21 protein-coding genes are annotated in these 24,716 nt (G+C 55.1%); 9 read left to right on the forward strand and 12 right to left on the reverse strand.

Annotation, left to right across the window (positions count from 1 at the left end):
* Window positions 1-140: 140 nt before the first annotated feature.
* Window positions 141-1,121, forward strand: a complete 981-nt coding sequence (locus HMPREF1144_RS05630) for an IS110 family transposase (protein ID WP_009652075.1) — start codon at window positions 141-143, stop codon at window positions 1,119-1,121.
* Window positions 1,122-1,339: 218 nt separating this feature from the next.
* Here HMPREF1144_RS05630 and fdhF read toward each other — a convergent pair whose 3' ends face one another.
* Together fdhF and HMPREF1144_RS05640 are read right to left on the reverse strand one after the other, a co-directional pair.
* Window positions 1,340-3,490, reverse strand: a complete 2,151-nt coding sequence (gene fdhF / locus HMPREF1144_RS05635) for a formate dehydrogenase subunit alpha (RefSeq protein WP_004851653.1) — start codon at window positions 3,488-3,490, stop codon at window positions 1,340-1,342.
* Between the two features lie 237 nt (window positions 3,491-3,727).
* Window positions 3,728-4,810, reverse strand: coding sequence for a malate/lactate/ureidoglycolate dehydrogenase (locus tag HMPREF1144_RS05640; RefSeq protein WP_009652084.1), 1,083 nt, complete (start codon window positions 4,808-4,810; stop codon window positions 3,728-3,730).
* A gap of 496 nt (window positions 4,811-5,306) precedes the next feature.
* Between HMPREF1144_RS05640 and HMPREF1144_RS05645 the strand changes: the two genes are divergently transcribed.
* The 3 genes from HMPREF1144_RS05645 to HMPREF1144_RS05655 all read left to right on the forward strand — a co-directional run bounded on the left by HMPREF1144_RS05645 (window position 5,307) and on the right by HMPREF1144_RS05655 (window position 9,299).
* Window positions 5,307-6,395, forward strand: a complete 1,089-nt coding sequence (locus HMPREF1144_RS05645) for an ABC transporter substrate-binding protein (protein WP_004851647.1) — start codon at window positions 5,307-5,309, stop codon at window positions 6,393-6,395.
* A 71-nt stretch (window positions 6,396-6,466) separates the two neighbouring features.
* On the forward strand, window positions 6,467-8,236 hold the full coding sequence (locus tag HMPREF1144_RS05650) for an ABC transporter permease (RefSeq protein ID WP_009652073.1): 1,770 nt from the start codon (window positions 6,467-6,469) through the stop codon (window positions 8,234-8,236).
* Complete coding sequence (locus HMPREF1144_RS05655; RefSeq protein WP_009652076.1) at window positions 8,229-9,299, forward strand: ABC transporter ATP-binding protein; 1,071 nt, start codon at window positions 8,229-8,231, stop codon at window positions 9,297-9,299. Before HMPREF1144_RS05650 ends, HMPREF1144_RS05655 begins: the two co-directional genes overlap by 8 nt.
* A 56-nt stretch (window positions 9,300-9,355) precedes the next feature.
* Here the strand turns inward: HMPREF1144_RS05655 and HMPREF1144_RS05660 are convergent, their stop codons facing one another.
* Genes HMPREF1144_RS05660 through budA form a run of 3 tightly spaced genes read right to left on the reverse strand, consistent with a single transcriptional unit; the run spans window position 9,356 to window position 12,619 of the window.
* Window positions 9,356-10,126 carry a (S)-acetoin forming diacetyl reductase gene (locus HMPREF1144_RS05660; protein ID WP_004851641.1) on the reverse strand — a complete coding sequence of 257 codons (771 nt, stop codon included), beginning with the start codon at window positions 10,124-10,126 and terminating at the stop codon, window positions 9,356-9,358.
* Between the two features lie 23 nt (window positions 10,127-10,149).
* Window positions 10,150-11,829 (reverse strand): acetolactate synthase AlsS, encoded by a 1,680-nt coding sequence (alsS, locus tag HMPREF1144_RS05665; protein ID WP_004851639.1) that lies wholly within the window; start codon window positions 11,827-11,829, stop codon window positions 10,150-10,152.
* Window positions 11,830-11,839: 10 nt separating this feature from the next.
* The gene (gene budA, locus HMPREF1144_RS05670; protein WP_004851637.1) at window positions 11,840-12,619 is read right to left on the reverse strand and encodes an acetolactate decarboxylase; all 780 of its coding nucleotides are present in this window, start codon (window positions 12,617-12,619) and stop codon (window positions 11,840-11,842) included.
* A gap of 106 nt (window positions 12,620-12,725) precedes the next feature.
* Here budA and HMPREF1144_RS05675 point away from each other — a divergent pair, with 106 nt between their 5' ends.
* Window positions 12,726-13,598, forward strand: a complete 873-nt coding sequence (locus tag HMPREF1144_RS05675; protein WP_009652071.1) for a LysR family transcriptional regulator — start codon at window positions 12,726-12,728, stop codon at window positions 13,596-13,598.
* A 28-nt stretch (window positions 13,599-13,626) separates the two neighbouring features.
* Here HMPREF1144_RS05675 and cspF read toward each other — a convergent pair whose 3' ends face one another.
* Together cspF and HMPREF1144_RS33475 are read right to left on the reverse strand one after the other, a co-directional pair.
* Complete coding sequence (gene cspF / locus HMPREF1144_RS05680; protein WP_009652078.1) at window positions 13,627-13,839, reverse strand: cold shock-like protein CspF; 213 nt, start codon at window positions 13,837-13,839, stop codon at window positions 13,627-13,629.
* A gap of 168 nt (window positions 13,840-14,007) precedes the next feature.
* Window positions 14,008-14,178, reverse strand: coding sequence for a YnfU family zinc-binding protein (locus HMPREF1144_RS33475; protein WP_216356110.1), 171 nt, complete (start codon window positions 14,176-14,178; stop codon window positions 14,008-14,010).
* A gap of 465 nt (window positions 14,179-14,643) precedes the next feature.
* Between HMPREF1144_RS33475 and HMPREF1144_RS05685 the strand changes: the two genes are divergently transcribed.
* Window positions 14,644-15,831: a trans-sulfuration enzyme family protein gene (locus tag HMPREF1144_RS05685; RefSeq protein WP_009652088.1), complete on the forward strand. Its 1,188-nt coding sequence runs from the start codon at window positions 14,644-14,646 to the stop codon at window positions 15,829-15,831.
* Window positions 15,824-17,242: a Na+/H+ antiporter NhaC family protein gene (locus HMPREF1144_RS05690; protein WP_009652089.1), complete on the forward strand. Its 1,419-nt coding sequence runs from the start codon at window positions 15,824-15,826 to the stop codon at window positions 17,240-17,242. The genes HMPREF1144_RS05685 and HMPREF1144_RS05690 overlap by 8 nt, the downstream gene beginning before the upstream one ends.
* Before the next feature lie 121 nt (window positions 17,243-17,363).
* Here HMPREF1144_RS05690 and HMPREF1144_RS32585 read toward each other — a convergent pair whose 3' ends face one another.
* Entirely contained in the window at window positions 17,364-17,504 is a 141-nt protein-coding gene (locus tag HMPREF1144_RS32585; protein WP_004851627.1) for a hypothetical protein, read from the reverse strand.
* Between the two features lie 315 nt (window positions 17,505-17,819).
* Between HMPREF1144_RS32585 and HMPREF1144_RS05695 the strand changes: the two genes are divergently transcribed.
* Window positions 17,820-18,728 carry a DUF535 family protein gene (locus HMPREF1144_RS05695; RefSeq protein WP_009652090.1) on the forward strand — a complete coding sequence of 303 codons (909 nt, stop codon included), beginning with the start codon at window positions 17,820-17,822 and terminating at the stop codon, window positions 18,726-18,728.
* A gap of 115 nt (window positions 18,729-18,843) precedes the next feature.
* On the opposite strand, the gene HMPREF1144_RS05700 is transcribed toward HMPREF1144_RS05695, so the two are convergent.
* Complete coding sequence (locus tag HMPREF1144_RS05700; protein WP_042927091.1) at window positions 18,844-19,515, reverse strand: helix-turn-helix domain-containing protein; 672 nt, start codon at window positions 19,513-19,515, stop codon at window positions 18,844-18,846.
* 403 nt (window positions 19,516-19,918) lie between these two features.
* Between HMPREF1144_RS05700 and HMPREF1144_RS05705 the strand changes: the two genes are divergently transcribed.
* Complete coding sequence (locus HMPREF1144_RS05705; protein ID WP_004851620.1) at window positions 19,919-20,470, forward strand: tyrosine-type DNA invertase; 552 nt, start codon at window positions 19,919-19,921, stop codon at window positions 20,468-20,470.
* Window positions 20,471-20,507: 37 nt separating this feature from the next.
* Here HMPREF1144_RS05705 and HMPREF1144_RS05710 read toward each other — a convergent pair whose 3' ends face one another.
* Genes HMPREF1144_RS05710 through HMPREF1144_RS05720 form a run of 3 tightly spaced genes read right to left on the reverse strand, consistent with a single transcriptional unit; the run spans window position 20,508 to window position 24,662 of the window.
* Window positions 20,508-21,035 carry a fimbrial protein gene (locus tag HMPREF1144_RS05710; protein WP_009652079.1) on the reverse strand — a complete coding sequence of 176 codons (528 nt, stop codon included), beginning with the start codon at window positions 21,033-21,035 and terminating at the stop codon, window positions 20,508-20,510.
* A gap of 45 nt (window positions 21,036-21,080) precedes the next feature.
* The gene (locus tag HMPREF1144_RS05715; protein ID WP_009652081.1) at window positions 21,081-22,082 is read right to left on the reverse strand and encodes a fimbrial protein; all 1,002 of its coding nucleotides are present in this window, start codon (window positions 22,080-22,082) and stop codon (window positions 21,081-21,083) included.
* Between the two features lie 15 nt (window positions 22,083-22,097).
* Window positions 22,098-24,662, reverse strand: a complete 2,565-nt coding sequence (locus HMPREF1144_RS05720; RefSeq protein ID WP_009652085.1) for a fimbria/pilus outer membrane usher protein — start codon at window positions 24,660-24,662, stop codon at window positions 22,098-22,100.
* Between the last annotated feature and the right edge of the window lie 54 nt (window positions 24,663-24,716).

Below are 24,716 nucleotides of genomic sequence, written 5' to 3' on the forward strand. Positions count from 1 at the left end.
ATGCCGTGTCCGGGCTTAGGCTTTCGCGCCTGTTCCGTAGATCCTTTGCACCGGACCGCCGTTCTTTCTCATGTGATAAACCGGACAGTATCATGGACCGGCTTTCACCGGTAACCCGTATTTGCAAGGTTGGTTTCACTATGGAAAATGAACTCCACTTCATCGGTATTGATGTCGCCAAAGCTAAACTGGATGTCGACATTCTTCGCCCTGATGGCCGGCATCGTTGTAAAAAATTTGATAATACCCTCTCCGGACACGAAGCGCTGGTCCGCTGGCTTCGCGGCCATGACGTGAACCGTGCCCATGTCTGCATGGAGTCCACCAGCACCTACATGGAAGACGCGGCCGCGCATCTGAGTGATGCCGGGTATACCGTGTCCATCATCAACCCCGCCCTCAGTAAAGCTTTCGCACAGAGTGAGGGGTTGCGCAGTAAAACTGACAAAGTGGACGCCCGTATGCTGGCTCACTTCTGCCGGGAAAAACGCCCGTCAGCCTGGGAGGCCCCTCATCCGACAGAGCGGGCACTGAAAGCCCTGGTGTTAAGGCATCAGGCGCTGACAGAGATGCAGACGCAGGAGAAAAACCGGCGGGAAACCGCGCCGGAGGTTCAACTGGCCAGCATTGATATCCTGCTGGGATGTCTGAGCGCGGAGCTGACGCGTATCGAAAAACAGATAAAAGACCTGACGGATAACGACCCGGATATGAAACGACGGCGGAAGCTGCTGAACAGTATCCCGGGCATCGGGGAGAAAACAGCGGCGGTTCTGCTGGCGTATACGGGCCTGAAGCTGAAGTTCGGTACAGCGCGGCAGTTCGCGGCGTATGCGGGACTGACGCCGGTGCAGCATGAGTCGGGCAGCAGCGTGATGCGGGCGAGCCGGATGAGCAAAGCGGGGCCGGTTCAACTGCGCAAGGCGTTATACATGCCGGCATTATCGGCGCTGTACCATACGGCGTGGGGAAAAGCGTTCAGGAAAAGGCTGGAAGAGAGCGGAAAGCGGGCAAAAGTCATCATAGGGGCGATGATGCGAAAGCTGGCGCAGGTGGCGTACGGTGTACTGAAGTCAGGAAAGGCGTTCGATGCGTCACAGCATGAGTTGTTGATAGCGTAAGAAAGAGTGCCGGATTAAACGACAGCACCGGATGGCGCTGTCGTTGTTGTGCCTGTCATCCGGGAGCCGGAAAAGGTGACAGTAGTTAAAAGAGTTGCAGGCGTTCACAGTATCTACACGACTTCAGCGGACTGCGGACCGGTAGCCCGGGTAAGCGCAGCGCGACCCGGCGAAGAAGCTGGCAACGCAGGGAGACGCGCGCATCTCCCTGCGTTGTTTTACACGTTCACCGCCGCTTTCAGGCGCGCTTTCATCTCGCTATAGCTTGTCCAGGCATACTGCTCGGCCCAGCGCTGATCCGCGATAGCCTCCACCTTCACCGCGCAGTATTTGGTTTCCGGCGTTTTCGAGATCGGGTCGAGATTATCCTGCGTCAGCTCATTACAGGCGCCGACCCACCATTGATAGGTCATATACACCGCGCCTTCGTTAATGCGATCGCTGATGTCGGCGCGGGTAATCACCTTACCGCGCCGCGAGCTGACCCACACCAGCTGCTGGTCGGCGATACCGAGGCGCTGCGCGTCGGCGCGATTGATTTGCACCCGGCCCGGCTCATCGGCAAGCGATTGCAGGGCCGCGCAGTTGCCGGTCATCGAACGACACGAGTAGTGGCCGACTTCGCGCACGGTACAAAGCACCAGCGGATACGCTTCATCCGGCGTCTCGGCAGGCGCGCGCCACGGGGCGGCGAACAGCTGGCCTTTGCCGGTTGGCGTATCGAAGAGGTTATCTTTATACAGCCACGGCGTACCGGGGTGATCCAGCGTCGGGCACGGCCACTGGACGTGGTTCATATCGCCCATTTTCTCGTAGGTGACGCCATAGAACAGCGGACAAAGCTCGCGCATTTCGTCCCAGATCTGCTGGTTGTTATCGTAATGCATCGGGTAGCCCATTTCGCTGGCCAGCAGGCTGATGATTTCCCAGTCGCGCTTAACATTTCCGGTGGCGATAATCGCCTGCTCGAAGCGCTGGAAGCCGCGGTCGGCGCAGGTAAAGACGCCGCCGTGTTCGCCCCAGGAGGTGGCGGGCAGCAGCACATCGGCGATTTCGGCGGTTTTGGTCATAAAGATATCCTGCACCACCACAAAATCGAGCGCCTCAATCCCCTTACGCACCAGGCCTAAATCGGCTTCGGTTTGCAGGGGATCTTCACCCATGATGTAGTAGGCTTTAATTTCGCCAGCCAGCGCTTTGTGCGGCACTTCGGTGATCCGGGTGCCGACCTGGTCGTCCATGACAGCCGGGTTAACGCCCCATGCTTTGGCAAACTTATCGCGAACGCTGGCATCGGTGACGTCCTGGTAGCCGGGGAACATATTCGGCAGGACGCCCATATCGCAGGCGCCCTGGACGTTGTTTTGTCCGCGTACCGGCCCCACGCCGACGTTGGCGCGTCCGAGGTTACCGGTTAACAGCGCCAGGCTCGCCAGCCCTCTGACGACGTCCACCGCCTGGCCGAACTGGGTGACGCCCATGCCCCACATAATGGTGGCGGAAGGCGCGGCGGCAAACATGCGCATCGCCTGGCGAATTTCAGCGGCCGGCACGCCGACGATCCCTTCGACGGCTTCAGGGGAATAGTCTTTTACCGTTTCGCGATAGGCGTCCAGCCCCTCGGTAAAGCGGTCGACGTAGTCGTGGTTATACAGATCCTCTTCCAGCAGCACGTGGGCGAAGGCGTTGACCAGCGCCATATTGCTGCCGTTATTGAGCTGCAGATGGCGATCGGCGATGCGGGCGGTTTCGATACGGCGCGGGTCGCAGACGATGATTTTCGCCCCGTTTTCGCGAGCTTTAATCACCCGGCGGGCGACGATAGGGTGGGAGTCGGCGCAGTTATAGCCAAAGACCAGCAGGCATTTCGAGTTTTCGATATCGCTAATCGAGTTGCTCATCGCACCGTTACCGAGCGCCAGCTGAAGCCCGGCTACCGACGGGCCGTGGCAGACGCGGGCGCAGCAGTCGACGTTATTGGTGTGGAGCACGCCGCGGGCGAACTTCTGCATCACATAGTTGGTTTCATTCCCGGTACCGCGCGATGAACCGGTCGTCATAATGGCGCGCGGGCCGTGCTTCTCCTTTATTTCACGCAGTTTTTTCGCCGTATAGCGGATAGCTTCCTCCCAGCTTACCGGGGTGAACTTACCGCCTTTCTGATAGCGAATCATCGGCTGCTGCAGACGCGGCGTCAGTAGCTGGGTGTCGTTGAGAAAATCCCAGCCGTAATAGCCTTTCAGGCACAGCTGATTTTGGTTGGTGACGCCATCGGCGGCTTCGGCACGGAGAATTTTATTGTTTTCGACGACCAGCTTAAGTTTGCAACCGGCCCCGCAATAAGGGCAAACGCTCGTGATTTTTTTCATCAGTAACAGACCTGTTAACAGAGAATAAACAACAATGGACAGGCCGGGCCCGGCCCGCCTTTGTCAGGGCGTCATGCGCCAGCGCACCGGCAAATGACGGGAGCGTTATGCATACGCTGTGCCAAAACTTAACTTATTGAATTTGTATAGAATAGTTGATCGTACAGGGCGGGGCGGCGCTGATGTCGACACTAATGACGATGACATGACGCCCGTTCGGGCGTCATCGGGGAAAAATCAGGCCAGCTTCTGGCGCAGCTGCGCGAGGGTGTCGGCGGGTAAACCGACTTCTTCGGCGGCGGCGCAAATCGCCTGCCAGCTTCCGGCGTCCAGCGGTATCCCCTGTGCCAGACGCTGCTGGCGGTTAGCCTCTTCCCACTCGCCCGGGGCCAGAATCGGCGCGTCCGGGTCGTGCGGCGACCGTTTACACCAGTCGATAAACGCTTCGGTCTCGCGCTGCATATCCGGCGCATCGAACGCTTCCGGGCTGAGAATAATGGTGGTCATGCAGTTGAAAATCGCGTCCACGCTGCCCTGCAGCGTCTCCTGATGCGAGGTTTTACCGCCGGATACCGCGCCGCCGATAATTTCGCACAGCGTCGCCAGCGCGTAGCCTTTGTGTTCGGCAAAGGTCAGCAGCGCCCCCAGCGGCGACGTCTGCATCACCGCCGGGTCGGTAGTGGGGACACCGTGAGCGTCGATCAGCGACCCCGCTGGTACCTGGACGCCTTTATGCCAGGCGACGCGGGTTTTACCGAAGGCGATGGCGCTGGTGGCGTAATCCAGCAGCAGCGGCGGATGCCCGGCGCGCGGGAATACCACGCACAGCGGGTTAGTACCGAAGCGGCTGTCTTTCCCACGGTACGGGGCGACCATCACGTTGCCAACGACGTTAACGAAATGGATAGAGATCATTCCGGCGGCCGCGCACTGTTCCGCCCAGTAGCCGATGCGGCCAATATGGTGCGCATTGCGCAGCGCCACGGCGGCCATACCGTGCTCTCTGGCTTTCTCAATGCCGATCTGCATGGCTTCATGGGCCACCACCTGGCCGAAGCCGCCGTTGCCGTCCAGCGTGACCACCGCGCCCGCGTCCTTCATCACGCTGGCGTGGCGATTGAGCTGGAGATAACCCTGCGCGTGGGAGCGTACGTAGCTTGGGATCATGCCGACGCCGTGGGAATCGTGCCCGGCCAGGTTAGCGGCAATCAGGTGGTCGGCGATAAGCGATGCTTCGGTGAGGGAGCTTCCCATATGGGTGAAAAGGGTTTTAACAAATTGATGCAGATCCGTGGCCTGGAAGCGATGTCCTGTTTGCACTGATTCTCTCCTGTGATTGGGTTGCGAATTCTTGTTTTAGTGTGTTTGCATTTCCATGCTGCGCTGAGCCACGGAGAAGATCAAGGTTTTGAATTTTGTATTAAAGGCTTTTCGCTGGTGGTTATTACTGCGGGGAGGAAGGGGACAAATCCTTGAACCTGGTGATATATAAACCACGCCAGGGCGGTCAAGCCCCTATGTTAGCGGCTGAGTGAGACGCGTTATACCGCCCTTGGCCGATAAAACGGAGCGTCACTTTTATTATTGTAGTTAATCAAAGCCAATATCCGGCGAGCCATATATGTAAAAAACTTAATCTTTTCTTAATATTTCTACCGCAGACCGTAAATCGCTTTCGCTTTATCCGACGAATCTTCCTTTAAATTACGCCAGCGTCACAAAAGCCGTAAAAAAACAAACCCCGGCGTTGCAAGGCTCTGGCGTCCCGCTATATGTTAAATTTAAGTTTAATAATTGATATTTAAAGGTTGATTTTATGTATATGAAAATTAGTGGATTAGTGATTTCACTGACGGCAGCTATCTCCGGACAGGTTCTTGCCGCAGTTCCTCAGGGCTACCCGGCGGATTATCAAAAGGTGGTGGATGCCGGGATTAAAGAAGGCAAAGTGGTTATCTATTCAACGACCGATACCAAGGCCGCAGGCCCGTTAATTAAAGGCTTTGAAGCGCAATATCCCGGTATTAAAGTTGAATATAACGATATGAACAGCACCGAATTATACAACCGCTATATCAGCGAACAAGCGGCGGGCGGCGGCAGCGGCGATGTGGTCTGGAGCTCTTCCATGGATACGGCGCTGAAGCTCGCCACCGATTACGCCGAAGAGTACGCCTCGCCGGAGCGGGATAAGCTGCCAAAATGGGCGGTCTGGCAACAGAAAGCCTACGGCACGACCTACGAGCCGGTGGTCTTTATCTACAATAAGCGGCTGATCCCTCAGGGCGAAGTACCGGACTCGCATACCGCGCTGGCGAAGCTGATCGCCGGCCAGGCCGATAAATTCAAAGGTAAGGTCACGACTTATGATATTGAGAAATCGGGTCTGGGTTTTATGCTGGCGGTACAGGACAGCAAAGCCGATGCCAGCTACTTTGACGATCTGGCGGGCATAGCGAAAGGCGGCCTGACCGTGCAATCGTCCACCGGTACGATGATGGAGCGCGTCTCCTCCGGGGAAAACCTGATTGGCTACAATATTCTCGGTTCCTACGCGGAAGCGCGGGCCAAAAACGATCCTTCGCTCGGCATCTCCTATCCGAAAGATTATGTACTGGTGCTCTCGCGGGTCTCTTTTATTACCGCAGAAGCCGAGCACCTTAATGCCGCGAAGCTGTGGTTTGATTACGTGCTGTCGGAAAAGGGGCAAAGCATCCTGGCGAACCAGGCCGATATTCCCTCCCTGCGCAATGATATCGAAGGGAAAAATGATATCGACGGTATGACCAAAATGCTTGGCAGCGCGCTGAAGCCTATTCCGGTCGATGAAACGCTGCTGGCGTATCTTGAGCCGAAACAACGACTGGAATTTATCAAACAGTGGCGCACCGCCGCGGCGAAATAACCCTCCGGCGCTGCGCATCATTTCAGGATGCGCAGCCCGCTTAACGCCCGCCAGGTTTAAAGGGATCGCTTATGAATGTCTTACGTCGAAAATGGCAGGGTTTGCCGCGCGGTATCGTCGTCGTGATGACGGCGCTGGCGATTTATGTCCCGCTGCTATTTATCGTGGTGCAGAGCTTTCTCTCGGCGCCTTTTTTTGCCCGCACGAAATCGTTCAGCCTCGAAGCCTTCGCTTTCATCTTTAGCGACCCGGATTTTTATCTGGCGCTCAAGTCCGGCTTTATTCTGGCGTTTGGTCTGGTGGCGATTGCCATCCCCCTCGGCGGGATCCTCGCCTTTTTAATGGTGCGTACCGATTTACCCGGGCGGCGGTTTATCGAGCCGCTGATTCTGGTACCGATTTTTGTTTCGCCGATGGTACTGGGCTTTGGTTACGTGGTGGCGGCCGGGCCGGTGGGCTTCTTTTCGCAGTGGGCCGAGCAGCTGATTGGCTTCGTGCCGTGGAATATTTACTCGATGTTCAGCATCGTGGTGATTGCCGGGCTGACGCACGTTCCGCATGCCTATCTCTATATCTCTTCCGCGCTGCGCAGCGTCGGATCGGATGTCGAGGAGGCCGCGCGGACGGTGGGCGCATCGCCGCTGCAGGTGATGACCTCGGTGAGCCTGCCGATGGTGCGACCGTCGATACTCTACGCCTGCGTACTGCTGTTTTTCCTCGGCCTGGAGGTATTTGGCCTGATGCTGGTGCTGGGCGATCCGGAAGGCAACATGGTGCTGGCGACCTATCTCTATAAGCTCACCAACAAGCTCGGTACACCTTCGTATCACCTGATGGCGGCGGTGGCGGTGGTGCTGATCTGCATTACTATTCCGCTGGTGATGCTCCAGCGCCGCCTGATGCGCACCGCCAACCGCTTTGTCACCATGAAGGGAAAAGCGTCCCAGGCCCGCGCGCTGCCGCTGGGGAAATGGCGCTGGGTCGCCGGGATTGTGGTGGTAGCATGGCTGACGGTCACTATTGGGGTGCCGCTGATTGGCGTGGCGCTGCGGGCCTTTATTTCAAACTGGGGCGTAGGCGTTTCGCTATGGGATGAGCTCTCGCTGGCGACGTTCCGTAGCATCTGGCAGCAGCCGAACCTGCTGCGCGCCATCGTTAACTCAATGGCGATTGGCGTGTTCGGCGGCGCGCTGGCGGTGGTCTGCTATCTGTTCGTGGGCATCGCGATGCACCGCAAACCGGATAACGTCACGCGCTTTCTGGACTATAGCGTGCTGGTGCCGCGCGCGGTGCCGGGGCTGCTGGCCGGGCTGGCGTTTCTGTGGGTATTTCTGTTTCTGCCGATGTGGCTCGATCAGTCGCTGAAAAACGGCTGGCTCTCGGCGCTGCCGGTAGCAGACTGGCTGCGTGAACATCTGATCGTTCAGCTGCGCGCGCTGCGTAACACCATTTTTAGCGTCTGGTTGGCCTATACCGTCGTATGGATGGCTTACGGGCTGCGGCTCATCTCCTCGACGCTGCTGCAGGTAGCGCCGGAGCTGGAGGAGGCCGCACGTAGTACCGGCGCATCGCGCGGGCAGATCACCCGCCACGTCACGGTTCCGCTGTCGCGTTACGGCTTAATCGGCTCCTGGCTGCTGATGTTTCTTATCTTCGAGCGCGAATATTCCACCGGGGTTTATCTGCTCTCTCCGGGCACCGAAACCATCGGTTCGATGCTGGTGTCGCTGTGGGCGGCGGGGGCTATCGATATCGTTGCCGCGCTCTCCTTTATTAATATTCTGCTGGTGGTCGTGGGTCTGGGTATCGCCCTGCGCTTTGGAGTGAAATTACATGATTGAATTATCGGTAGAAAACCTGCATCTGACCTACGGTGATAATCCGGTGCTCAAGGGCGTGTCAATGGAACTGAAGCGGGGAGAGGTGGTGTCGCTGCTCGGGCCATCGGGCAGCGGAAAAACCACGCTGCTGCGGGCGGTCGCCGGGCTGGAGAAGCCGACCAGCGGCATTATCACCATTGGTAAAACCCGCGTCTATGACGGCAACCCGCGTAGCGAAATCCCGGCGGAGGCGCGCAACCTGGGGCTGGTATTTCAGTCCTACGCGCTGTGGCCGCATAAAACGGTGTTTGAAAACGTGGCGTATCCGCTAAAGCTGCGTAAGGTTGCCGCCGCGGAGATCAAGCAGCGGGTCCAGACCGTACTTGAACAGCTGGGGCTGGGGCATCTTGGCAGTCGCCATCCGCATCAGCTCTCCGGAGGGCAGCAGCAGCGCGTGGCCATCGGACGGGCGCTGGTTTACAACCCGCCGGTGATCCTGCTGGATGAGCCGCTGTCGAATCTTGACGCCAAGCTGCGGGAAGAGGCGCGGGTCTTTTTGCGCGAGCTGATCGTCAAGCTGGGGCTGTCGGCGCTGATGGTCACCCACGATCAGAACGAGGCGATGGCGATTTCCGATCGCATTCTGCTGCTCAATAACGGGGTGATCGAGCAGCAGGGAACGCCGCAGGAGATGTACGGTAGCCCGAGAACGCTGTTTGCCGCCGAGTTTATGGGCAGCAATAACCGGCTGCATGGCACCGTCACCGCTCTGGATAATGGTCGGGCGCGAATTGAGGGCGCCAGCTGGGCTCTGTGGGGGATGGTCGGGGAAGGGATCAAGGTGGGGGAAGAGGCGACGGCGGTGATCCGCGTTGAACGCCTGCGCATCGCCTCAGAGCCTGAGGAGAATATGCTGGCATTGCCGCTGCTGACCAGTATGTATCTCGGCGACCGCTGGGAGTACCTGTTTCGCACCGAGGGCGATGATTTCGCCATTCGCGCCTACGGCAGCGCGCTGCGCGATGCCGAGCGTTGCCATCTGGCATTGCCCGTCAGCGACCTGTGGATCTTCCCTAAAGGTTGAGATAAAAAAGCCCCGGCGCTGAAGCCGGGGCAAACCATGTCAGAGCTTATTTATTATTAGCTAAATACCATGCCGCCATCGATCAGCAGCGATTGGCCGGTCATATAATTGGAGTCCGGACCGGCGAGATAAGAGACGCAGGCCGCGACGTCTTCCGGCTCGGATAGCCGCCCAAGGGTAATGCGTTTGGCGAACTCCTGGGTTCCGTAGCCCAGCGGTTTACCCGCCGCTTCGGAAACCTGACGGTCGATTTCCGCCCACATTGGGGTTTTGACGATCCCCGGGCAGTAGCCGTTAACGGTAATTCCCAGATGCGCCAGATCGCGGGCGGCGGTTTGTGTCAGGCCGCGCACGGCAAATTTACTGGAGCTATAGACCGCCAGTTCCGGGTTACCTATATGGCCCGCCTGGGAGCAGGCGTTGATGATTTTGCCGCCGTGGCCCTCTTTTTTAAACGCCTCTACCGCGGCCTGGATGCCCCAGATAACGCCTTTGACGTTGATATTGTAGACTTTATCGATCACGTCCTCGCGAATCTCTTCGATAGGCGTGGAGGGCGCTACCCCGGCGTTGTTCACAATCACGTCAAAACCGCCCAGGCCCTTCCGCGCCTGTTCTACGGCGGCAAAAACCTGGTCGCGTTTAGAGACATCCACCTTCACCGCCAGCGCCTGACCGCCGCCGCGGTTAATTTCATCGGCGACCGCCTGTGCGGTGGCGTCATTGTAATCGGCGATAGCCACGGCAAAACCATCTTTAACCAGGCGAAGGGCGATAGCTTTCCCGATGCCCTGGCCCGCGCCGGTCACGAGTGCGACTTTTTTCATTGCTGGATTCCTTCTGTAGTGACTCAAAGTATTTGACTGAGATGAAGCTGGCCCATCAGCAGCGGGTTGTCGCTGTAATCAACGGGGATGGCGACTACGGCGGGGCCGTCGACGTCCATCGCCGCCCGCAGCGTCGGCTCAAGGGCGGCGGCGCTCTCTACCGCAAACCCTTTGGCGCCGAAGGCTTCGGCGTAGGCTTTAAAGTCCACCGGACCGAACTCAACGCCGGAGAGCCGCTGGTATTTTTTCTCTTCCTGAATCGCCACCATGTTGTAGCCGTTATCGACCCAGATGATATGCAGGACGTTAGCTTTTAGCCGTACGGCGGTCTCCAGCTCCATACTGGATTGCAGGAAGCCGCCGTCGCCGGAAACCGAAACCACTTTGCGCCGCGGGTTCACCAGCCAGGCGCCAATCGCCCACGGCAGCGCCACCCCCATGGTCTGCTGGCCGTTGGAAATCATGACCTGACGGGCGCGGAAGCTGTAGAGATAGCGGGCGATCCAGATATGAAAGCTCCCCATATCGACGGTCAGCGTTACGTCGCTGTTGACGATGTCCTGCATGGCGCGAACGATGCGTAGCGGATGAAGGGCAAACTGGTTCAGCTGCGCGCCGCGGCGGTCGAGCAGCTCCCGCTGATGCTGGCGGTCAACCAGGATCTCGGCGGCCTGCGGCGACAGCACCAGCTGGTGGTCGATACGCTGAGAGAGTTTGTTCAGAGTGGCGGCAATATTGCCGATCAGCTCGATGTCCGGGGTATAGTTGCGCTCTTCGTAAGCCGGCAGCACGTCGATATGCACCAGCGTGGCGTTGCCGTTATTCCACATGGCCGGTTCGTACTCCACCGGGCTATAGCCGATGCAGATGACCAGGTCGGCGAGATGCAGGAGTCGATCCCCCGCCTGGTTATTGAACAGCCCAACCCGCCCGGCGAAGCGGGTAAAGTGGTCCTGATTCACCGCGCCGGCGGCCTGATAGGTGCTGGTAACCGGGATATGGCTTTTTTTCAGCAATTCACGCAGCGCCGCGCTGTTTTCCGCCTGGCTGGCCATCAGGCCGAGCAGGAATATCGGATTTTTAGCGCCGGCAATCATCTTCGCGACTCGCTCAATGGCTTCGTCCGGCGCCGCGCCAGTCTGCGGCGCATCGCTGGCGGGCAGAACCCTGGCGTGGACCGGCCCGTCGACCACGTCCTGCGGCAGGCTGACGAAGGCGCTGCCGGGGCGTCCCTGCTCGGCTGCGCGAAACGCGTTGGAAACCACTTCCGCCAGCGCTTCCGGGGCGGTGACTTCCACCGAGTATTTGGTTACCGGACTAAACATCGCCACCGTATCCATACTCTGGTGCACCTGTTTGGCCTTGTCGGCGCGTTTTACCGCACCGCCCAGCGCCACCACCGGGTCGCCTTCGCTGTTTGCGGTGGCCATGCCGGTAATCAGGTTGGAGCAGCCGGGGCCGGAGGTGACCAGCGCGACGCCCGCTTTCCCGGTGATGCGGCCAACCGCGGCGGCCATAAACGCGGCGTTGGCTTCGTGGCGTACCGGAATAATGCGAATGGAGGAGTCCAGCAGCGAATCGAAGACTTTATCGATTTTGGCCCCTGGAATGCCGAACACCTGTTGTACGCCCTGTGCCTCAAGCTGCCTGACGATAAGGTCGGCGCCGTGCGCCCACTGGCGCGGTTGATGTTGATTATCCACGAGAATCTCCTTAGTTTTCGACTGAGCGAATGGCGGCATCAAGATTGTCAGGATGCAGATCCGCCTGCAGGAAGGCGCTATCGGCAGGAAGGTCAATCATCAATTTGTGGATCTCACCAAAGGTCAGCACGCCGTGGTCGAGCTGATAATCGAGCAGATGGCCGCCGCCCTGGCGGTCATCGGTGATGAAGTGTTCGTGGTAGCCGGCAACGTTAATGCCCTGCATATGCTGCGGCGTGCGAAACCCCACTAGTACCCCTTCGCGTTGGTTGAAGCGGAAAACGGGCTGGTCGTCGAGCACGTCGGTCATCGCCCGGTAGGGCGGCGTCTGGCGCGGTACGGTGCGGGTATGGGCGTGGCGAAAATGGCCGTTGATACGCAGGGCGCAGAACAGATTATCGGAGGGGATTTGCCGGTCGATAATATCGTGCAGCTGTTCGCGGCTGACCGGTTTATCAAACGTTTTGCGGTACTGCGGCTGAAACCAGGTCATCACCGCGAACGGCGTACGCTGCTCCATGCGGGCTTTGCGGGCGCTGCCGTCGGCGCGCAGCTGGTAAACCTCGCTGCTAAACGCGATCAGCTCGCCGTCCAGTTCATTAAAGGTGCCCAGGCCGAAATCGCCGTGGGTGAGTAAATCGGCGATGGTGGTATTGCCCTCGTAAACGCCGCTCAACAGCGCGCTCATCAGAGAAGTCTGGTAGATGACGCTATCGGGATGTTGCGCGGAAAATCCTCGTAGAGTTTCACACAGGCTCTCTTCGCAAGAGCATTCAGCAGAATGGTTCATTACCCGCTTCCTCGTTCAACGAATATCAGAAAGGTTAAATAAATGTTGACCCGATTCAGCTCACAGTTCCAATATAGAATCTATGATTGTTTGAGACGTTTTCGATATGGAACTTCGTTATCTGCGCTACTTCGTCGCCGTCGCCGAGGCGCGACACTTCACTAAAGCGGCAAAAGAACTCGGCATCTCCCAGCCGCCATTAAGCCAGCAAATACAGCGACTTGAACGGGAAATTGGCACGCCGCTTTTCCGCCGTTTAACCCGCGGCGTCGAGCTGACGGAAGCGGGAGAGTCGTTCTATGAGGATGCCTGCCAGATCCTGGCATTAAGCGACGCGGCGCTGGAAAAGACCAAGGGGATCGCCCGCGGGTTGAACGGCCGACTCTCGCTGGGCATTACCAGTTCTGATGCCTTTCATCCGCAGATCTTTAGCCTGCTCCAGCAGTTTCAGCACAGTCACCCGGGAGTCACGTTGCATCAGGTCGAGGGCAATATGGCGACGCTGATGGGGGCGCTTGGCGAAGCGGAGCTGGATATCGCTTTTGTGCGCCTGCCCTGTGAAAGCAGTAAAGCGTTCAACCTGCGAATTATCGACCAGGAGCCGATGGTGATTGCGCTGGCGCGTTCGTATCCGCTGTCATCCCACAGCGAGCTGACGCTGGAGCAGTTAACGGACGTGGCGCCGATTCTTTTCCCGCGGGAAGTGGCCCCTGGGCTGTATGAGCTGGTGTATAACAGCTATCTGCGCGCCGGTATTAACGTGCAGCGAGCCTATCAATCATCGCAAATATCGTCGTCGTTAAGCATGGTGGAGGCCGGATTCGGTTTTGCGCTGGTGCCGCAGTCCATGACCTGCATCACGCTACCTAACGTCAGCTATCATCCTTTGTCGGGCACGCCGCTAAAAACCGATATTGCTATCGCCTGGCGACGCTATGAGCGCTCGCGCACGGTGAAGCGCTTTCTGGCCATGTTTTAATCCGCCAGGTAGCGCCTGGAACCGGTGTTTATGAAAGATAGACATTGGCGGCGGTTGGCCCTCGCAGTCCGTTAACGCGACGAAATTCGACGCGGATTCCGGGGCTGATTGTGGTGGATTCGCCGGGCGATAATGCGGAAATATGAACCTGAACGTCTTTACGACCATCGGAGGGGATTATCAGGCCTTTGCCTGTTTTATTATCAAATGCTTTGACAATACCTGTCATTTTTTGGAACAACGAAATACCTTTTAAATATGAAAACCGGCACGACTATACAGTAAGCGCACGGGAAGTCTATGCAAATCAAAATAAAACCCGCGCAGGCGGGTTTTTTTGCCAAATGAGTTCGCGCTGGCTGATTATTGCGCAATCACGCGCGGCAATCGGCATCTGGCAAGGGAATAATTATGCAGCGGATCGTGATGAGGACTGAAAGAGTTTGTGGCAGTAGGGGCAAATGAGTTGCGCACCTTTTTGGACTCGGCTGAAGCTGTGTTCTGAATCCTGAGAGCAGTTAGGGCAGGAGCATTTAACGAGATAATTACGGCGAGTTTTAGCGTCTTTGCGTTCTGACATATGATATTTCCTGATTTAAGAGCGTATGACCATACAGCATTCTACAGAAAATAGCTCTAACTCATTCTTCGCAGCGGTGGCTCAGGCTGTGAGCGGCAGGACGAAAAAAAAGATCCAGCGGAAGCGTGCAGGAGAGGATTTTTCCCCCATTTTTTGTGATTAACATCACTCTTTAGAATAAAATAGATTTATATCAATTAATTAGCGATCATCGATTTTGGCGTGTAGAGAACATTTTTCTCCATTTTTCCCGGAATAGAGTGAAAATAGGCAAAATTTTCTTCCTCGTCTGATATACATTTTAATAGTGATTGAACGACGCAAATCACGCTGTTAATGATGAAATAGCTATTCCTTTTTGGCTATTAAACGGAGTTTTGGCTGTTGTTTTATTCGCCAGCTTCGCCGAAGGCGTCAATAAAAAAGCACGACCCTTTATGTCTAATAATAATTTGAGTGTACTCTATGAAAACCAAAACTAAAGATATTGCAACCCTGGCGGTACACGCTGGAAATCAATCCGATCCGGTAACCAACGCTATTTTTACGCCGATCGTCACGGCCAGCTCATTTATTCAACCTAACCTTTATGAAGGCGGCGATTTTTGTTATTCCCGGGTCTCTAATCCAACGCGTCAGGCTTATGAATCGGCGCTTGCCGAGCTGGAGGGCGGCATTTACGCTACCGCCACCGCATCGGGAATGGCGGCCACCAATATCGTGATGGAACTCTTGCCCAAAGATGCCCATATTATTGCCATGAAAGGCGTCTATGGCGGAACCTGGCGGCTGTTCGAAAAATTAAAAACGCGTACCACCGGCGCCACGATTTCCTATATCGATTTGAATGATGAGCAAAGCCTGATGGCCGCAATTCAGAAAAATACCGCTTTAATCTGGATTGAAACGCCGACCAATCCCTTACTGGAACTGGTCGATATCGCGAAAGTGTGCCGTATTGCTAAAGCACGCGCCATTACTACCTGCGTCGATAATACCTTTGCCAGCGCCTGGAACCACAAGCCGCTTGAAATGGGCGCGGATATGGTCATGCTCTCTACCAGTAAATATATCGGCGGACATTCAGATTTAATTGGCGGCGCGGTAATCACCAATAATGAAACGCTGGCGTCGAAGCTCGACTTTATTAAAACCACCATCGGTTCGATTGCCTCGCCATTCGATGCCTATCTTGCCCTGCGCGGTATGAAAACGCTGGATCTGCGCATGGCGCGTCAGTGCGGCAATGCGCTGCGGGTGGCTGAATATCTGGAAAACCATCCGGCGATTGCCAGCGTCTATTATCCCGGCCTGCCGTCGCACCCGCAGCATGCGCTGTGCAGGCAGCAGATGCGTTCAGGCGGGGCGGTGGTAACCGCAACGCTGAAGGGGGATATCCAGAGCCTGAAACGCTTTATCGGCGGTCTGCACTATTTTGTGCTGGCGGAATCGCTTGGCGGGGTGGAGAGCATGATCAACCATTCGGCTTCTATGTCCCACGGGTCGATGTCAAAAGAAGAGCGGGAAGCCATCGGGGTTTACGACACGACGCTACGTTTCTCCGTCGGTATTGAACATATCGATGATTTGCTGCAAGACCTTGACAGCGCCTTCGCCGCAATGGGCATCGCACAGGATAATCATCATGCATGACTATGGCATCTGGACGATTATTACCCCGCTGGTCACCATTATTCTGGCTATTCTGACTCGCCAGGTGATCCTTTCCCTGCTCACCGGCATTTTTGTTGGCTACGCGGTAATTAACCACAGTATTATCCAGGGCGTTGGCGCCACCCTGAACGGGATTATCGAAACCTTCGCTTCCGCCGGTAATGCGCGAACGATTGTTTTTATGGTGATGATCGGCGGTATTATGCGGCTGATTGTGGTGACCGGCGGCGTGCGTAAACTGGTGCAGTTTCTGTCGGAAAAAAATGATTTCGTCACCAATAAAAAATCGGTCCAGCTGCTGGCGATGCTGGTGACATCGTTGATTTTTATCGAGAGCTCGATAAACCAGCTGATCGCCGGGGCCTCGACGAAAAACCTTGCCCGACGCTATAAAGTCTCGCCGGAAAAGATGTCCTATATTATCCAGACATCCTGCGTCTCCGTCTGCTCGTCGGTGATGATCAACGGCTGGGGGGCGGCGATGATGGGCGTTATCGGCGTACAGATTGCGCAGGGTTATCTGACCGGCGAGCCATTTGAAGTCCTGGCAAGCTCAATGATCTGGAACACGATGGCCTGGTTTTCATTAGCCTCGGTGCTGTTTTATATTCTCTCCGGCTGCAGCTGGGGGCCGATGAAAAAGGCGGAGGTGAAGTTTGAAACGATCCAGACCGAAATAGAACAAGAGCATGGCGAAGAGGAGGCGGACTCGGTAATTGACCATCCGGCCTGCAATTCATTGCTGAACTTCTTTATTCCCATTCTTTCCACTGTCTTAATGGTTCCGGTTGTTCTGTATATTACCGGCGACGGACAATTCTCAAAAGGCAGCGGTTCGATGTCGGTCTACTCCGGCGTTATGTTTGGTACCGTCGTCTCTTTTATCTGGTTCCGCGCGCGGGGTATTCTGAACGTTGAGAACTTTTTCAAAGAGCTGTACATCGGCTACGCCAGCATGGTGAAAATTAGCTCAATCATGATCCTGGCTTTCCTGATGGGGCATATTTCAGCGGAGCTGAATACCGGGCAGTATATTGCCTCCATTACCTCCGGCGTTATTCCATCCGGTTTCGCGATCGGCTTTATCTTTCTGATTGCCGCGGTGATGTCGCTGGCCACGGGCACCTCATGGGGGACCTTCGCCATTATGATTCCGATCGGCGTTCAGCTGGGCGTCTCATTAGGCATCGACCCGCACTTTATGATTGGCGCGGCGATTTCTGGCTCAATTTTTGGCGACATGACTTCCCCTATCTCCAGCGATGCCATCGTCGCCTCGATGGCGACCAACTGCGACCATATTGAGCATATTCGTACCCAAATGCCGTATGCGCTGGTGACTGGGAGCCTGGCGCTCGTTGTTTATTTAATTGTCGGTTTTATGCTTTAACCTACAGATTTACGGACGCAGGGAGGCGCCGAACGGTAAAATGGGCGCGTTGAAGGCGTTTTTATATCCGTCCCTGGGGAGAGGCAGGTAAAAAAAACCGGCAGAGCAGCCGGTTTCGTCGTTAGATCTTACAGGCGTCGCCGCAGTCATCGTCGGCAACAACGGCCTGCGCTTTTTTATCGGCCTCTTCAAGGCGCTCAGCGTTGCGCTCTTGCGCTTCTTCCAGCCCGCTAAAGACCAGGTTATCGAGATCAATTTCCATGCGTTACCCACTTAAGTTCAGTTTTGACCGTGAGCAAGTATAGGCAAAACGCCGGAGGGATGCATCCGGTGTGAAACCGTGTAGCACATAGCGATAAGTGCGGGTGTCTTATTGCGCGCTGTCGGGAGCGAGCGCGGGTCGGGATCCTACTAATAATAATAGTTGAAAGCATGTAACATAACCTGCCGGCGATTATTTTAGTCGCGATCAAATTTTTTATTAAACGAATCGACAACGAGCGCTGGGTTAGACATTGACTTGTATAAAATATGCTAATATTGACCGGCTTATGGATGTATCTATGGATTATGGTCAATGGTCTCGACAACAGCAGTAGCCGCTATCAAAGAATGGCGGAAAACTAATAAATTTATTTGTCACGTTAAACTCAACTATAAAAAGGTATTGCGGAAATGCAGAGAAATATCTTTAATCGGAGGAAAATATAAGGAATATCAGACGTTATGTGAAAATTACGCTTGCGCAAAACTAACAGGAGCTACCGAGGGGCTGGTTAACTTTGAAGATAAACCCTTTAAGGCCTATTTAAATAAAAAGATGTCAAAAAGAGCGAAGCTCAATATTGCTCATGGCGCTTTGAATTTTATAGAGAAAACCTTTCTTCCCGAGGCGTTGCCGCAGCTGTACGATATGAAAGCATTTGGTCGTTCGCTAATCACTATTGCGCTGAAAAACGGTACCTGCATTGATGTGAAGCTGCTGGCATCGCCTTTTCAGGAGGAGGGGGAATTGATGCTATTAATGTTCCTGGGTGATAAACGCGTCTATAGTATCTGTTTTTCCTGCACCGAAGACGGCCGGGCCTGGATTGGCGGCATCCAGGGTGGGAAAGACATTGATAATGAAGAAGTGAAAGTGCTGACCAAGGAGCTTTACGGCATCCGACCTAAGAACTTAATTATCACGCTGCTGTACGGTTTTTTGTCGCATTTCAATATCAAGGAGATCTATGCGATCGACAGCCATTACCATGTTAAAAGCGACAGAGTAAAAACCAGCTATTCTGAGCTTTGGCTGGAAATTGGCGGTGAGAAGCATCGTCGCGGCTGGTATAAATTACCGCCGAACGAGATAAAGAAAAGCCTGGAAGATGTTAAAAGCAAGCACCGGAGCCAGTTTATCAAGCGAGAAGGCTTGAAAGAGCTGGCCCAGCTGGATATGGCCGCCGCGCTACGCGACATTAGCGTGAATCGTTACGGCTGATTATCCTCGTTTCGCATTTGCCGGTGGGCAGGGGGCTGCCCACCGGCAATGGCGGAGTCAACGCAAGCTGAATGCGGCCGGCGCCTTTATCGCGGTGGCCGCTCGGCTAAAGACGTTATTCACTAAGCTTTAGGCTGGGAGGCAGTTGATTCATCGTCACCAGAATCCCTCGATGGAGTTGAATAGCGCCCAGCTGTTTTAATTTGGCCAGGGTTCTCATGACCCCACTGCGCGACAAAAAGGTCCGCGACAGAATATAATTGGCGGCGGTGATTTTATTTTTGATCGCTTCCGGTTCATTGTTTAATTCTATAAGCTGATGAACAATGATCTCATAACAGGAAAGTTTAGAAACCTTAAAGCAGTGGGCGTAGACTTTTGCCGACGAATATTCCAGAAGTCGTGTGACATTTTCCCATAATTGCTGTTCGGCGATGATCTTATGCGCCTCGTTAATTGATATCAAGCCAATGGAAGATGTTTCCTGGGTGCGCAGGTAAATATGCCGAGAATAACGTAGCTGACTATTCATGCCAAATATGAATGGACTTGTTTCGGAGTTGATGATGAGTCCGTCGTTGTTGCGATATAAAGACATTGTGCCACGGAGTAAAACCAAGCATTGATGCTGGTTTTCTTTTACTATGCCGATGTTTCGTCTACCGTTCATTAACATTTGGTTACATTTAGGTGCCAGGTAGCGAATGAGTTTATCAATGTCGTCTATGGGTTTGGTGATGGTCCGGAGCAGGTCTGAGTCATGTTGCACACGAGGGATTGTTTCCATGCTTATGATTTCCTTATAAAAAAATAACTTCCAAAAAACAGCAAACTGTAGCCAAAACATTATCGATGACGCTGAGGGGGCGAATAAACCCCCAATAAGTCTACACATAGACTTAAAAAAACTTGCCGCCTTATCAGACTTAAGATAAATATTAATAGCATAAGCTTATAAATCTCCTTATTTACGTAACAGTTAAATTTATTATTTTTTAAATTTATTGATCTGGCATTTGGGCTATTCCTGATATTTGATATTATTGGACGTTAGCATTTATCACTATTAACAGTATTCAGGACCTGCAGTTATCAAGAATTGCTCGACAGTGGATTGCCAGTAGCCATGAGCAGAGTCAATACAGGAGCCGCATCTCAGGGGCTCCATTGAAGAAACCGTCAGGTTGGCTATGAAAAAACGAAAATATTTAAGTAAAAAAGAGGTGCAAGCATTAATTGCTGCTTCGCAGCAGCAGGATGGCTCGCTGCGCGATTATTGCATGCTCCTCATGTGTTTTATTCACGGACTGCGCGTAAGTGAATTACGTTTTTTAAAAGTGAGCGATATTGATTTATCCAGCCAGCGGATCGCCATTCGGCGTTTAAAAAATGGCTTTTCAACCATTCATCCTCTTCAGCCCCGCGAACAGCTGGCGTTAAGCCAGTGGCTGGTTAAGCGCACGAGCTGTTTAAACGCCGATCTTCCCTGGCTGTTCCTGTCGCGAAAAGGCACTCCGCTTTCCCGACAGCACATTCACGTTATGATGCGAAATTATGGCGTGCAGGCCGGCATTGCCGTTCCGGTACACCCGCATATGCTGCGCCACGCCTGCGGTTATGCGCTTGCGGAAGAGGGCGTTGATACACGTTTGATTCAGGATTATCTCGGCCATCGCAATATCCAGCATACCGTCTTGTATACGGCGAGCAATCCGGCGCGCTTTAGCTCGATTACCCTCTGAAGCCGGAGTATCTGGCTCGATAAGAGCCAGATACCCTTTAGTTGTAGGTAAAATTCATAACGACCATCGCGCTGATATGACCCGCGGTGGCGCCCCCGGTGACGCTAAATATGCGCGCACGCATATCGAATATGGCCTGACGGTTATTATCAACATCGACGGCAATAGATTTTCCGCTGCCGGCATTCACTGAACCGGTTATACGCTGAAGTTCTATCGCGACATTGCGTGAACTATCGGGGCTGCTCACGTTGGCATATAAATTAGGGTTAGTACCGTCGAGAGGGCCTGTAAAGTGAGCGGTAACTCTTGATGTCCCCACGGGACAGTGGCTCAGCGTGACGTAAAATTCTGTCCAAGTGGAATAAGAGTTGGCCGCGTTAAGCCGGCGGCTGGGAATATTATGTCCGAGATCGATATTATACATACCGTTGTTTTCGACGGTGCAGGAAGACGCAACAATATCGCCGTTGATATAAAGAGTGACATCCGCAGCATAAGTGGGTAATGACGACGAAATCGCCGTAAATAACGTTATGATGGCCGGGCTGGCGATAATTCTCATTATCGACTCCTTTAGTGAGCAGTGAGAAACGAGAGCGGGATAAACTCAGTTGTACATCATCGTTAAGGTGGCCACCGCGTTGGCGTGGCCGGGATGGATCTCCGGCGTGTTCTGGTAATAGCGAAAGGTGAGCGGCAGGGTTATCGATGCGCCAGCCTCAGGGATGGTGCCAACAGGGAAGAAACGATCGAACTGAACGGGCGAGCCGTTATAAAGCACCTGAACGCCGACCCCCTGGGCTACGCCGGTTTCATTGCTTAAGGCCACTACGCCGAGCGCCGGGGAGAGATAACCTTGACTGCTTATTGACGTATTCACGGCGACCTTATCGTCGCACCGCACTGGAATTGACAGATTTTTTTCGTCGCTGGTGCTGCCCGGACCAGAGAATTGACCCACCGGAACAGAACCCATGTTGACAGTTAACGTCGAGGGGACGATGCAGCTTACCGCTTTATACACAATATCTCCCGCATAGCCGATATAGTTTTGCTGCCCCTGACTGCCGATGCCCAGACCGGTATCATAGACCCCCATGCCAAATTTGGTTTGCGCGACATCGAGAGTACCGCTCGTTGCCGTATCCCCCGTTTTTACCAGCGTCAGTGTGACCGTATATCCAAAGGTCATTCTGGCGTCGCTGGAGATATACCCCAGCGCCTGCGCGCGCGTATCGCAATCGCTACCGATACCACTCACCCTTTGGCCGGCGCTATTTTGCAGCGCAATACCGATGCCTTCGACGCCGGTTTCATAGACCCCCGGAAAACCCGCGACTTCTTCGCCGCTGCCGTAATAGCAGGCAATAATGGGGTGCCCCGGGGTGACATCCGCCCAACCGCTGCGGTCTCTGCAGTTTCCACTAAAGGTGAAGACCCGCTGCGTACCGGGAATATCGCTGCCAACCGGCAGCGCGCGCGATACCGCGATCTGCGCAAGCTGCTGGGTAAACGGCGTGGGCGGGGAGCTGGGACAATAGTTGTTCTCCGCGTGGGCTGCGCTGGCGATCAGGGTTACCAGCATAAGGGGGACGTTGACTCGTTTCATATCGTCATGCTCCTGCTATAAACACTGTGCATAAAGGTTGATAATCCCGCTGGCGCTTTGCGTCAGGCTGTAATTCACTCTGCACCGGCCATCAGGGTCGTGACTCCAGCTAACCTCCAGCTGACCCGCGTCTTTTAGCCCCGTCAGATAAACCTGTCCGCCATCGCCTACGATGAAGCTTTTTGGCGTCGGGGAGGCGGGATCGATAACCATTGCGCCGAACGGTACCGACGCGCCGTGGCGTTTTCTCAGGGTCATCAGGACCCGTTTACCGAGGCTGGTTTCATAGCTGGCCTTCACCAGCGCGCCGCGCGTGGGTATTACTGTCTGCGTTGCCAGCGCCAGTTCGGCATCATCGGCCAGGGTCTCGGTATTCAGCGTGAGATCGTTTTTGCGATAGGGGCTAAGGTAGGGGACGACGGTGTAGCCGAAGCGATCGGTTTTGACGCCTGACTGCCCAAGCACCGCTACGTTTTGCGCGCCGGGCGCGGCGATCAGCGCCATCGTTTCGCCGAGGGGCTGGCTAAAGGTGAGGCCGTTGCGATGCGCCACGATCCCGCCCTGCAAACCATAATTAACGCGTTCGCTGTAGCGATCGCGGGCGTAGCCGATGAGGGTCTCGGCGTAAGAGGCGCGCCAGTCGGCATTAATCCCGCTATTGCTTCCCTGGCCCTGAGAACCATAGCCCTGCATGACGCTCCAGCTCAGATTGTTATCGGTCAACAAGGTACCGCCCAGGCTCAGATTTTGGGTGGTATTCCCCTGTTTACTGGTATTCATCATGTAGCTGGCGTAGGTGGGATGGCCGCCGAATAATTTCTCCAGAGGAATACTCATGGTGAGCGCAAACAGCCCATCGCGGTCGTAGGTGCGCCCGGAGCGCTGGCCGTAGTGTTCTGCGGAGTGAATGTTATAGCTGTAGCTCAGACCGAAACTGATCCCTTTATACGAACCGTTGTAGCTCGCGCTATATGACTCCATGCGTTTGCGTGTACCCCAATAGTCTTCCACGATGGCGCTAAGCGCGAGGTTACCTGGAATCTGAAACAGGTTCTGGCTGACGGTTAACTCGGCGCGGTTGCGTCTGCGTTCCGGCATCACGTAGCGCCGCCCATCGCGCCAGGTATTAAGAACGTCCTGCATATCCCAGTAGCCGCTGGTGGCATAGCGATAGCCCGCGAAGGTGAAATTAGTCCCGGTCTGCACCAGGTTTTTGCTATAGCGAATACGCCAGGATTGGCCTTCTTCTCGCGGTCTATCTTTTTGCTGCGACCAGGCCTGGGTGATATCGGTGGATAGGGCGCCAATGGGACCCAGGTTTTTACCTATGCCCAACGCTAACGCCTGGTATCTGTTACTGAACTGGCCGCCACCGTATACGGTGTAGCCGGCGGGAAGGCCATAAATCGCCGTGCCGGCGGCCAGCGGGGCTCTATCGATGCCGTTGTCATAGGCGCGGTAAACGCCGGTGGTCATAGTGTATTTTAACCGGCCTTCGCGCTGCAGTACCGGGACCGAGGCGTAGGGCACCACGAGGAATTGTTCGCTGCTGTCAGACTCTTTGATGGTGACGAACAGATCCCCGGAACCGCCGGTGGGGTACATATCGGTGATTTCGAAGCTGCCGGGCGAAACGTAGGTCTGATAAATGATGTATCCGTTTTGCCTGATCGTGACCTGGGCATGGGTACGGGCGATCCCCCGCACTACGGGCGCATAGCCGCGCAGGCTCTCCGGCAGCATATCGTCGTCAGACGCCAGCTGGCCGCCGCGAAACGGAATACTGTCGAAAATATCGGAAGGCGTGGTGCTATCGCCCAGCGTCAGTCGGCTCTTCAGCGTGCGTATATCGCGCTGGGCGTAGGTATAAACGGTATCCCATTTTGTTGAGGTACCGCTTTCACCGTTCTGGCTGTTGCGGTTCCAGGTGGTGTAATTACGCAATCGCCAGGGACCGATATTAAGACCGGGGCGTAAATTAATGTACTGCGCGTTTCCGCCGCCGCCTTTTTTGTCCCGGTTGTTGGCGCCGCTGACGCTGTAATTGACCAACGCCGCCGGAATGCCGTCATCCCACCGCGCCGGATCGACCCAGCCGCGCGCGGCGTTGGTAAGGGAGGATTGGGGGAAACTTAACAGCAGCTGCTGGTGCGAGAAACGAAAGTCGGCGCTGGCCTGAGGAATCGCCGACAGCCTTGCGCAGCTGGCATCGGGCTGGCCTAACGTCGGATAACGCTGGATCATGACGCCCCATGAGGCCAAATCGTTCAGGGAGAGACAGGGCTGTAATGTGCTCTGTCCCTGCGGGTTTTGCTGTATGCGGAACTCAACGTCCCGGGTATCCACCTTGCTGTCATTGATATAAATATCCACCCTGTAGCGTCCGGGCTGCTGCCCGCCATGCTCCTCGAAGGCGGAGAGATCGCTGGTGGCCAGACCGCCTGCGCCGGTTTCCAGATGGGCGGGGTTGAACCGTTCCCGGGCGTTAGCTGAGGGACTTGCCCCTACAATCAGGGCAATCTGGGTGGCGATAAGGTAGGCTAAATTTAAGGGCGAGTCGCTTGAGGTTCTTTTGTTCATCCTGAAATGCTCCTTAGCTGACGGCAAATCGCCGCAGCGCAAACCGTCGGCAGC

Source organism: Klebsiella sp. OBRC7, assembly GCF_000293135.1.
GTDB classification, from domain to species: domain Bacteria; phylum Pseudomonadota; class Gammaproteobacteria; order Enterobacterales; family Enterobacteriaceae; genus Klebsiella; species Klebsiella michiganensis.

What these genes read in the sequence shown, in the direction of transcription:
- HMPREF1144_RS05660 (WP_004851641.1), bottom strand. Translation starts at nt 10,126, where the DNA reads ATGAAAAAAGTCGCACTCGTGACCGGCGCGGGCCAGGGCATCGGGAAA.
- HMPREF1144_RS33475 (WP_216356110.1), bottom strand. Translation starts at nt 14,178, where the DNA reads ATGTCAGAACGCAAAGACGCTAAAACTCGCCGTAATTATCTCGTTAAA.
- HMPREF1144_RS05650 (WP_009652073.1), top strand. Translation starts at nt 6,467, where the DNA reads ATGAATGTCTTACGTCGAAAATGGCAGGGTTTGCCGCGCGGTATCGTC.
- HMPREF1144_RS05690 (WP_009652089.1), top strand. Translation starts at nt 15,824, where the DNA reads ATGCATGACTATGGCATCTGGACGATTATTACCCCGCTGGTCACCATT.
- HMPREF1144_RS05630 (WP_009652075.1), top strand. Translation starts at nt 141, where the DNA reads ATGGAAAATGAACTCCACTTCATCGGTATTGATGTCGCCAAAGCTAAA.
- HMPREF1144_RS05720 (WP_009652085.1), bottom strand. Translation starts at nt 24,662, where the DNA reads ATGAACAAAAGAACCTCAAGCGACTCGCCCTTAAATTTAGCCTACCTT.
- HMPREF1144_RS32585 (WP_004851627.1), bottom strand. Translation starts at nt 17,504, where the DNA reads ATGGAAATTGATCTCGATAACCTGGTCTTTAGCGGGCTGGAAGAAGCG.
- HMPREF1144_RS05695 (WP_009652090.1), top strand. Translation starts at nt 17,820, where the DNA reads ATGGTCTCGACAACAGCAGTAGCCGCTATCAAAGAATGGCGGAAAACT.
- HMPREF1144_RS05710 (WP_009652079.1), bottom strand. Translation starts at nt 21,035, where the DNA reads ATGAGAATTATCGCCAGCCCGGCCATCATAACGTTATTTACGGCGATT.
- HMPREF1144_RS05705 (WP_004851620.1), top strand. Translation starts at nt 19,919, where the DNA reads ATGAAAAAACGAAAATATTTAAGTAAAAAAGAGGTGCAAGCATTAATT.
- HMPREF1144_RS05715 (WP_009652081.1), bottom strand. Translation starts at nt 22,082, where the DNA reads ATGAAACGAGTCAACGTCCCCCTTATGCTGGTAACCCTGATCGCCAGC.
- HMPREF1144_RS05685 (WP_009652088.1), top strand. Translation starts at nt 14,644, where the DNA reads ATGAAAACCAAAACTAAAGATATTGCAACCCTGGCGGTACACGCTGGA.
- budA (WP_004851637.1), bottom strand. Translation starts at nt 12,619, where the DNA reads ATGAACCATTCTGCTGAATGCTCTTGCGAAGAGAGCCTGTGTGAAACT.
- HMPREF1144_RS05700 (WP_042927091.1), bottom strand. Translation starts at nt 19,515, where the DNA reads ATGGAAACAATCCCTCGTGTGCAACATGACTCAGACCTGCTCCGGACC.
- fdhF (WP_004851653.1), bottom strand. Translation starts at nt 3,490, where the DNA reads ATGAAAAAAATCACGAGCGTTTGCCCTTATTGCGGGGCCGGTTGCAAA.
- HMPREF1144_RS05675 (WP_009652071.1), top strand. Translation starts at nt 12,726, where the DNA reads ATGGAACTTCGTTATCTGCGCTACTTCGTCGCCGTCGCCGAGGCGCGA.
- HMPREF1144_RS05645 (WP_004851647.1), top strand. Translation starts at nt 5,307, where the DNA reads ATGTATATGAAAATTAGTGGATTAGTGATTTCACTGACGGCAGCTATC.
- HMPREF1144_RS05655 (WP_009652076.1), top strand. Translation starts at nt 8,229, where the DNA reads ATGATTGAATTATCGGTAGAAAACCTGCATCTGACCTACGGTGATAAT.